This is a genomic window from Streptacidiphilus monticola (assembly GCF_042658505.1).
Lineage (GTDB): Bacteria > Actinomycetota > Actinomycetes > Streptomycetales > Streptomycetaceae > Streptacidiphilus > Streptacidiphilus monticola.
In genome coordinates this window covers 1-6,976 of record NZ_JBHSQJ010000070.1, presented here as the reverse complement: position 1 = coordinate 6,976, position 6,976 = coordinate 1, and the positions used below count along the sequence as shown (strand labels likewise).

The window sequence follows — 6,976 nt, the reverse complement described above, 5'->3', positions numbered from 1 at the left end:
GTCGTCGAGCGGGGTTCCCGGCTGCCCGGTGAGGGCGACGGAGACGGGCCAGGGCACAAGGGAGAGCGCTTCGGTCACGCCCGCCATCGTGGCACCTGGTCTGGACCAATTCAAGGTCCACTCGGATCCGCCCGGAACGGTCACCCGGCGGGTGCGTGGATCTCCCGCTTGAGGATCTTCCCGCTGGGACCGGTCGGCAGCGCGTCCAGCAGCCAGACGGCCCGCGGGTACTTGTAGGCGGCGACCCGTTCCTTGACGAACTCCTGCAGCTCCGCCCCGGTCGCGGCGGCCCCGGCGCGCAGCACCACCGCCGCGGCGACCTCCTCGCCCAGCCGCTCGTCCGGCACGCCCACCACGGCGGCCAGCGCCACGGCCGGGTGCTCGTGCAGCACCTCCTCGATCTCGCGCGGGTAGACGTTGTAGCCGCCGCGGATGATCAGGTCCTTCTTGCGGTCGACGATGTAGAGGTAGCCGTCCTCGTCCTGGCGGGCCAGGTCGCCGGTGCGCAGCCAGCCGTCCGGGATGGCCGCCGCGGTCTCCTCCGGGCGGTTCCAGTAACCCTTCATCACGTTCGGCCCGCGCACCGCCAGTTCGCCGATCTCGCCCGGCGCCACATCCTGGCCCCGGTCGTCCAGCAGCCGCACCTCGACGTCCTTGACCGGCGTGCCGATGGAGCCGGCCTTGCGCTCCCGGTCGGGGTGGTTGAAGGAGACCACGGGGCTGGTCTCCGACATGCCGAAGCCCTCCAGCACCATGCAGCCGAACCGGCGCTCGAAGCCGTGCAGGACCTCCACGGGCAGCGAGGCCCCGCCCGAGACGCACATGCGCAGCGTGGAGACGTCCGCCTCGGCGGGGTGCTGCAGCAGCGCCGCGTACATCGTCGGCACACCCTCGAAGACGGTGGCCCGATCGCGGGCGATGGCGTCGAGCACGGTCTGCGGATCGAAGCGCGGGATCAGGGTGAGCGAGGCCCCGGCCCGGACGGCGACGTTCATGGTGCAGGTCTGGCCGAAGATGTGGAACAGCGGCAGGCAGCCCACCACCACGTCGTCCGGCGTCAACTGCTGGACGTGGACCGCGTTGACGTCGGTGTTGTGCCGCAGGCCGGCGTGGGTCAGCGCGGCGCCCTTGGGGCGGCCGGTGGTGCCGGAGGTGTAGAGCAGCACGGCGACGTCGTCCCCGGCCACCGCGGCCACCTCGGCCGCCGGCTCGTACCCGGCCAACGCCCCGGCGAAGGCGGCCGGCTCCACGGCGACGTGCCGGACCCCCGCCTCCGCGGCACCGGCCGCGCCCTCGCCAGGGGCCTGGTGCCACTCGAAGAGCAGCACGGCGCCCGAGTCCTTCAGGTGGTAGGCCGTTTCCCGGGTCTTCAGCAGCGGGTTCATCGGCACGACGATCCCCCCGGCGCGCAGGATCCCGTAGTACAGGACCACGAACTCGGGGACGTTCGGGAGCATCAGCGCCACCCGGTCGCCGGGCCGGACGCCCTCGGCGTGCAGCAGCGCGGCGGCCCGGGCGCTGCGCTCGTCGAGCTCGGCGTAACTGGTCCTCAGCGGGCCCAGCCGCAGCGCCGTCCGCTCGGGCTGCCGAGCCGCCGTCTCCACCAGAAACTCCGCCAGATTGGCCATGCCCGCCTCCACGAATGTCACCGTCGAAATCCGCCGTTCACGCTGACGACATGGTGGTGCGCGCGACGGGCCGGGCCTATGTCCGGCGTCACAGCAGTGCCGGAACCATTTTGTTCCTGGAAACAATGCCACCGTCGTAGGCTGCGGGGATGGACCTTTCCGGGGTGGCCACCGCACTGCACGCACGCCTGCCGGAACTGGGCGAGCGGATGGCCCGGCGGATTCTCCGGGACATCCCCTCCTATACGGACGAGTCGCTGATTCCCTTCGACTCGCTGCGGATTTCCTGCACCCGGAACGCGGACCTGATCCTGCGTCACTTCGAGCAGGGCGGCCCCGCGGACCCCGGACCGGCCCGCGACACCGGCCGGATCCGGGCTCAGCAGGGGGTGCCGCTGGCGGAGGCGCTGCACGCCTACCGGATCGGCTTCGAGTTCCTGTGGCAGCAGATCATCGCGGAGGCACGCACCCACCCGGAGGTCACCGACGCCCAACTGGTCACGCAGTCAGCGGAGTTGTGGGCCCTGTTCGGCCTGTACGCGGAGGCGGTGGCGGCGGCCCACCGGGAGACCACGGCCGAACTGACCCTGCAGCGCGAGGCCCGCCGCTCGGCGCTCGCGGAGGCGCTGTTCACCGGTGTCATCGTGGAGCGCACCACGCTCTGGGAGGCCGCACGCCAGCTGGGCCTGCCCGAGCGGGGGCCGTACGCGGTCGTCGCCGCGACCGTTCCCGCCCCGGGCGAGGAGCCCCTTCCGGGCGTGGAGGCGGCCTTGCGGGAGGCCCAACTCCCTTCCGCCTGGCGGCTGCTGCCGGACCAGCAGTTGGGCCTGGTCGCCCTGGCCGCGCCGGACGCGGAGGCGGTGGGCCTGCGGGTGCTGCGGCGTTCGGGGGCGCGGATCGGGGTCAGTCCGGTCTTCGACTCGCTGCTCGACACTCCGCGGGCGCTGCGCTTCGCCCGGCTGGCCCTGGCCGGACTGACCGGCCCCGGGGTGGCCCGGTTCGACGACAGCCCGTTGGCCATGCTGGTCGCCGCTGCTCCGGCCGAGGCGGCCCGGCTGGCCGACGTGGTGCTCGGCCCGGTCCTGGCCCTGCCGGGGCAGGAGCGGGCCCGGCTGCTGGAGACCCTGGAGCACTGGTTCGCCGCGGGCGGCTCCGCCGACGAGGCGGCGCGGACGCTGTTCGTCCATCCCAACACGGTTCGCTACCGCCTGCGGCGCATCGAGGAGTTGACGCAGCGTCGCCTCACCGATCCCCGCGCCGCGGGCGACCTGGCCCCGGCCCTGGCTGCCCTCCGCCAGTCCCCGCCGCCGTGAACTCGCACGGCACTGCGGGTGACGGTGGTTGAGCCAGGTGGTGGCCGTCCCGCGGCTCAGTCGCGCAACCGGGGCGGCTCGGCGGACCGTGGTCCACGGGCCCACGCGAGCAGCGCCGCCACCGCGATGCCGTACGGAGGTGCGGCGGCGTAGGGCTCCAGGCCGCCGGCCGCCCGGTCGAGCAGGGACGCCGCGCCGGCGGCGTTGCCGCGGGCGGCGTGGGTCAGGCCGACCGCGAACTGGGCCAGGGCGCGCCACAGTCGGCGCTCCTGCTCCGGGGCCGCCTTCCACTGGTCCTCCAGGACCTCGTGGGCATGGAACGGCAGTCCGGCGTCCAGCAGCCGCTGGGCCTCGGCCAGGGCCTCGGCGGGGGTCCGGACCACCCCCTCGGGCTGGCGGGGCACGCCCGGCACTCCGTAGGGCAGCGGCCGGCCGAGTCCGTCGCGGGGCCGCGCGTTGCGCGCCCGCCCGGCCGCGTCCCGGTCCCGGTCCTGCTCGCGCTCGGCGCGAGGCTCCCCGCCCGCTCGCCCGTCCTCGGCGGAGTCCACCGGCCACACCCAGGACACGGGCTCGTCGTCCTCCTCCGGCTCCGGCCGGAAGCCGCAGTGCTCGCAGGGCGTCGGCCCCGGGTGCGCGCGGACCTTGCCGCACTCCTCGCAGACCAGGTTCAGCCAGCAGGCCGGGTCTCCGCCTTCGCTCGTCATCCCGCTCACGCTGCGATTCTGCCCCAGCCGCGGATCCGCAGACCTCGCCGGAAAGGAGGGTGCGGCCCGCCGACCGGCGGGCCGCACCCTCGGTGGCGGTCAGGACGGGGCCACGTAGCCCGGGTCCAGGCCGCGGATCACGTCCTCCGGGGTCATCACCGGGGAGTAGGTGATCTTTGCGTCGAGCTCCAGGAAGAAGGGTTCTGCGATGGAGGGCAGCTGGGCCGGCTCCTTCAGGTCGAAGACGATGTACCCGCCGCGGCACCCCTCCACGGTGGTGAAGTACGCCGCCTCCGGCTTGAGCCCGCCGACCGCAGACTGCATGAGCTCGGCCATGCGCTTGTCCCGGATCGCCTGGTTCGCCTTGCCGGTGTCCATCTGGACGATCATCAGCATCCTCATCAGGCCGACCTCCTTGTCGCCCCGCGTGCGGACGTCTGTCCGGCTTCCCATCCTCCTCCCCCGCACACGGCCTCGCCTCAGCAGTCGCCGCCCACCGCCGGCGGGATCTCCTCGACCGCCGTCCACACCGCCTTGCCGTGCGCGCGTGCGTGCGCGACCATCCGGTCCGCCCCTGCGGACGGCCCACCGATGCGCAGGACTCCGTCGCAGCGCTCCAGCAGCCGCTCGGCCACGGGGTGGAACAGCTCCGCGAAGAGGGGGTCGTCCGGACCGGCGCTGCCGGCCGTCTCCAGCAGCGGCAGGGCCAGGGCCTCCCCGGTGACGCCCAGGTGGCCGGCCCGGAACAGCGCGAGGGCCGTCTCGTTCATGGCCTGGACGTTGGCGGCGAGCTTCACCGGGTCGTCCCCGGTCCCGGAGCGGTACGGACCGGCGACGAGGATCATCAACGGCGGCATGCGGCTTCCTCTCTGAAAGGTTGTCAGCTGGACGTCCGGCCCGGCTCAGGCGAGCACGGTCCGCACCCCGGCCTCGCGCAGCGCGGCGAGCGTGGCGGGACCGTTGGGGTGGGTCGACTCGTCCCCGGCGGCGAGGTCGGTGACGAAGACCTCCGCCCTTTCCAGCGGCGCCACCTGGCTGAAGGCCCGGACGCCGAGCTTGGTGGCGTCGGCGACGACGACGGTCCGGGCCGCCTGGGCCAGTCCGGCCTGCTTGACGGCGGCGTCGTCGAGCGAGAACTCGGACCACCCGTGCTGCGCGTGGACGCCGCCGATCGACATCACGAAGACGTCGAAGGCGAGCGCCTCGATCGTGCGCAGCGCCAGCGGCCCGACGAAGGACCGCTCCCCCGGCCGCGACCGCCCGCCGACGATCAGCAGGTCGACGCCCGGGACGTCCGCCAGGGCGACGGCGGTCTGCAGACTGAGTGCCGCGACCGTGAGCGGGGCGCGCCGGGCGAGGTGCCGCGCCACGTGGACGGTGGTCGTCCCCGCGTCCAGCAGTACCCGGGAGCCGGGCGGCACAAGCTCGGCGACGGCCGCGCCGAGCTTCTCCTTGGTGGCGGCCTGCCACTGCTCGCGGGTGTCGAAGCCCGCCCCCTCCTCGCGCGCCCGCGCCGGCACCGCGCCGCCGTGCACGCGGCGGACCAGCCCCTGGCGTTCGAGCACGTCGAGATCGCGGCGGACGGTCATCTCGGACACACCGAGCCGCTGCGCGAGCTCGGCCACGGAGACCCGGTCGGTGGAGCCCTGGACCAGACGCAGCGTCAGGTCGAGCCGGTCGGCGACACTCATGCAGCAGTTATCTCACACTTTCACGTTCATATGAACATGAAGCTGTTCACTGCGCGCTCCGACGTACTGGACTACTGTCCGAGACATGACGTTCACGGGCTGGCCGGTCGAGGCGCTGGAGTTCTACGAGGGCCTGGAGATGGACAACTCCAAGGCCTACTGGACCGCCCACCGGGAGGTCTATGACACGCAGGTGCTCGCGCCGATGCTGGCGCTGCTCGAGGAGCTGGAGGCCGAGTTCGGCCGGGGGAAGGTGTTCCGCCCCAACCGGGACGTGCGCTTCAGCGCCGACAAGAGCCCCTACAAGACGGCCATCGGCGCGACCCTCGAGCACGGCGGCTACATCCAGCTCTCCGCGGAGGGGCTGGCCCTGGCCGCGGGCTACTACGGGATGGCCGCGGACCAGCTGGCCCGCTACCGCGCCGCGGTGGCGGAGGATCTCTCGGGGGCCGAACTGGAGCGGATCATCGCGGAGCTGACGGAGCAGAAGATCGAGGTCCGCTCCCGCGAGCAGCTGAAGTCCGCGCCCCGCGGCTTCCCCAAGGACCACCCGCGGATCGAACTGCTGCGCCACAAGGACCTGTTCGCCTGGCGCCAGCACCCGGCTGCCGCCTGGCTCGGCACCGCCGCCGCGAAACGACGGGCAGTGGACTTCCTGCGCGCCACCCGCCCCCTCGCCGCCTGGCTCGACGACCGCGTCGGCCCGAGCGAACTCCCCGACGACCGCCGTCGGTGACGCCGCCGGCCCGGTTCAGAGACCGTCGGTCCAGTGGTAGCCGCTCGGCACCTGCACCGCGGCGTTCTCACTCGCCGTGCCGTAGACGAGGGCGATCTCGTCGTGGGCCCTGAGCACGATCGACGCCGGGTCGCCGGAGGCGGGCCTGCCGTTGACGTAGGCGATGAGCGTGTGCGTCGCGTCGGTCTTCAGGTCGCCCAACTGGCTGGTGGAGAGGGGCACCTGCCATTCCTTCAGGAACTGGCCGAGGGTGAAGTCCTTCTTCTCCGGGGACTCGATGTGGATCACGCCGCTGGTGTCGTGCGAGTGCAGCGGGCTGATCTGCTGAGTCGCCTGGTCGATGCCGATCTCCGCGGGGACCTGCACCTGCTTGCCGTCGACGTAGACGTCCAGGTGGGTGTGGAGGTGCAGCACGGTGCCCTCGGTCGACAGCATCGGCAGGCCCGCGGACGTCACAGCGACGGAGGCGTCGGCCGGGACGGCCCAGCGGGCGGCGCCGGTGCCGGCGGCGGAGCCGGATCCGGAGGACGAACCGCGGTCGGCCGCGATCGCGATTCCGCCGCCTACGACCGCGAGCGCGGCGGCACCGAGCCCCGCCCGCACGAGCAGCCGGTTGCGCCGCTCGCGGCGGCGGTCCGCCGCCCGCTCGGCGGCGATCCGGGCACGTCGGGCGGCAGCGGCGGAGGAGGAAGCGTTCTTCTTGGCCATGCTTTCGACCGTAACGAGCGGAATGTTCACATGTGAACCAATGTGAGCAAGCCCGCATGCAATGACACTCAGTTCCTTGGCAAATGGCACTCAGTACCCTTATGGTGCGTGACAAGCGGGCACGGGCCCCGTACGCAGCCAGCCCACCCAGTACGAAACAGGAGACGGGTCGTGAGCTTGAGGATCGTTGTCTTGG

At 72.8% G+C, this 6,976-nt stretch carries 9 protein-coding genes (1 of these 9 cut by a window edge); 2 read left to right on the top strand and 7 right to left on the bottom strand.

Annotated features, from left to right (window positions below):
• Together ACFP3V_RS17110 and ACFP3V_RS17105 are read right to left on the bottom strand one after the other, a co-directional pair.
• Nucleotides 1-121, bottom strand: partial view of a family 20 glycosylhydrolase gene (locus ACFP3V_RS17110; protein ID WP_380584267.1) — the 5' portion only. It extends 1,334 nt beyond the left edge of the window; the window shows 121 of its 1,455 coding nt (coding positions 1-121); the start codon lies at nt 119-121; its stop codon lies beyond the left edge, outside the window.
• A gap of 19 nt (nt 122-140) precedes the next feature.
• Nucleotides 141-1,628: a long-chain-fatty-acid--CoA ligase gene (locus ACFP3V_RS17105; protein WP_380584265.1), complete on the bottom strand. Its 1,488-nt coding sequence runs from the start codon at nt 1,626-1,628 to the stop codon at nt 141-143.
• Between the two features lie 149 nt (nt 1,629-1,777).
• On the opposite strand from ACFP3V_RS17105, the gene ACFP3V_RS17100 reads away from it, so the two are divergent.
• Entirely contained in the window at nt 1,778-2,941 is a 1,164-nt protein-coding gene (locus ACFP3V_RS17100; protein WP_380584263.1) for a PucR family transcriptional regulator, read from the top strand.
• 56 nt (nt 2,942-2,997) lie between these two features.
• Here ACFP3V_RS17100 and ACFP3V_RS17095 read toward each other — a convergent pair whose 3' ends face one another.
• The 4 genes from ACFP3V_RS17095 to ACFP3V_RS17080 all read right to left on the bottom strand — a co-directional run bounded on the left by ACFP3V_RS17095 (nt 2,998) and on the right by ACFP3V_RS17080 (nt 5,336).
• Nucleotides 2,998-3,645: a DUF309 domain-containing protein gene (locus tag ACFP3V_RS17095; protein WP_380584324.1), complete on the bottom strand. Its 648-nt coding sequence runs from the start codon at nt 3,643-3,645 to the stop codon at nt 2,998-3,000.
• 99 nt (nt 3,646-3,744) lie between these two features.
• Entirely contained in the window at nt 3,745-4,047 is a 303-nt protein-coding gene (locus ACFP3V_RS17090; RefSeq protein WP_380584261.1) for a DUF3303 family protein, read from the bottom strand.
• Nucleotides 4,048-4,124: 77 nt separating this feature from the next.
• Nucleotides 4,125-4,502 (bottom strand): DUF4406 domain-containing protein, encoded by a 378-nt coding sequence (locus ACFP3V_RS17085; RefSeq protein WP_380584259.1) that lies wholly within the window; start codon nt 4,500-4,502, stop codon nt 4,125-4,127.
• Between the two features lie 45 nt (nt 4,503-4,547).
• The gene (locus tag ACFP3V_RS17080) at nt 4,548-5,336 is read right to left on the bottom strand and encodes a DeoR/GlpR family DNA-binding transcription regulator (RefSeq protein WP_380584257.1); all 789 of its coding nucleotides are present in this window, start codon (nt 5,334-5,336) and stop codon (nt 4,548-4,550) included.
• A gap of 85 nt (nt 5,337-5,421) precedes the next feature.
• On the opposite strand from ACFP3V_RS17080, the gene ACFP3V_RS17075 reads away from it, so the two are divergent.
• A complete protein-coding gene (locus tag ACFP3V_RS17075; protein ID WP_380584255.1) occupies nt 5,422-6,072 on the top strand; it encodes a DUF2461 domain-containing protein in 651 nt (216 codons plus the stop codon).
• Nucleotides 6,073-6,087: 15 nt separating this feature from the next.
• On the opposite strand, the gene ACFP3V_RS17070 is transcribed toward ACFP3V_RS17075, so the two are convergent.
• On the bottom strand, nt 6,088-6,780 hold the full coding sequence (locus ACFP3V_RS17070) for a hypothetical protein (RefSeq protein WP_380584253.1): 693 nt from the start codon (nt 6,778-6,780) through the stop codon (nt 6,088-6,090).
• Nucleotides 6,781-6,976 lie beyond the last annotated feature (196 nt).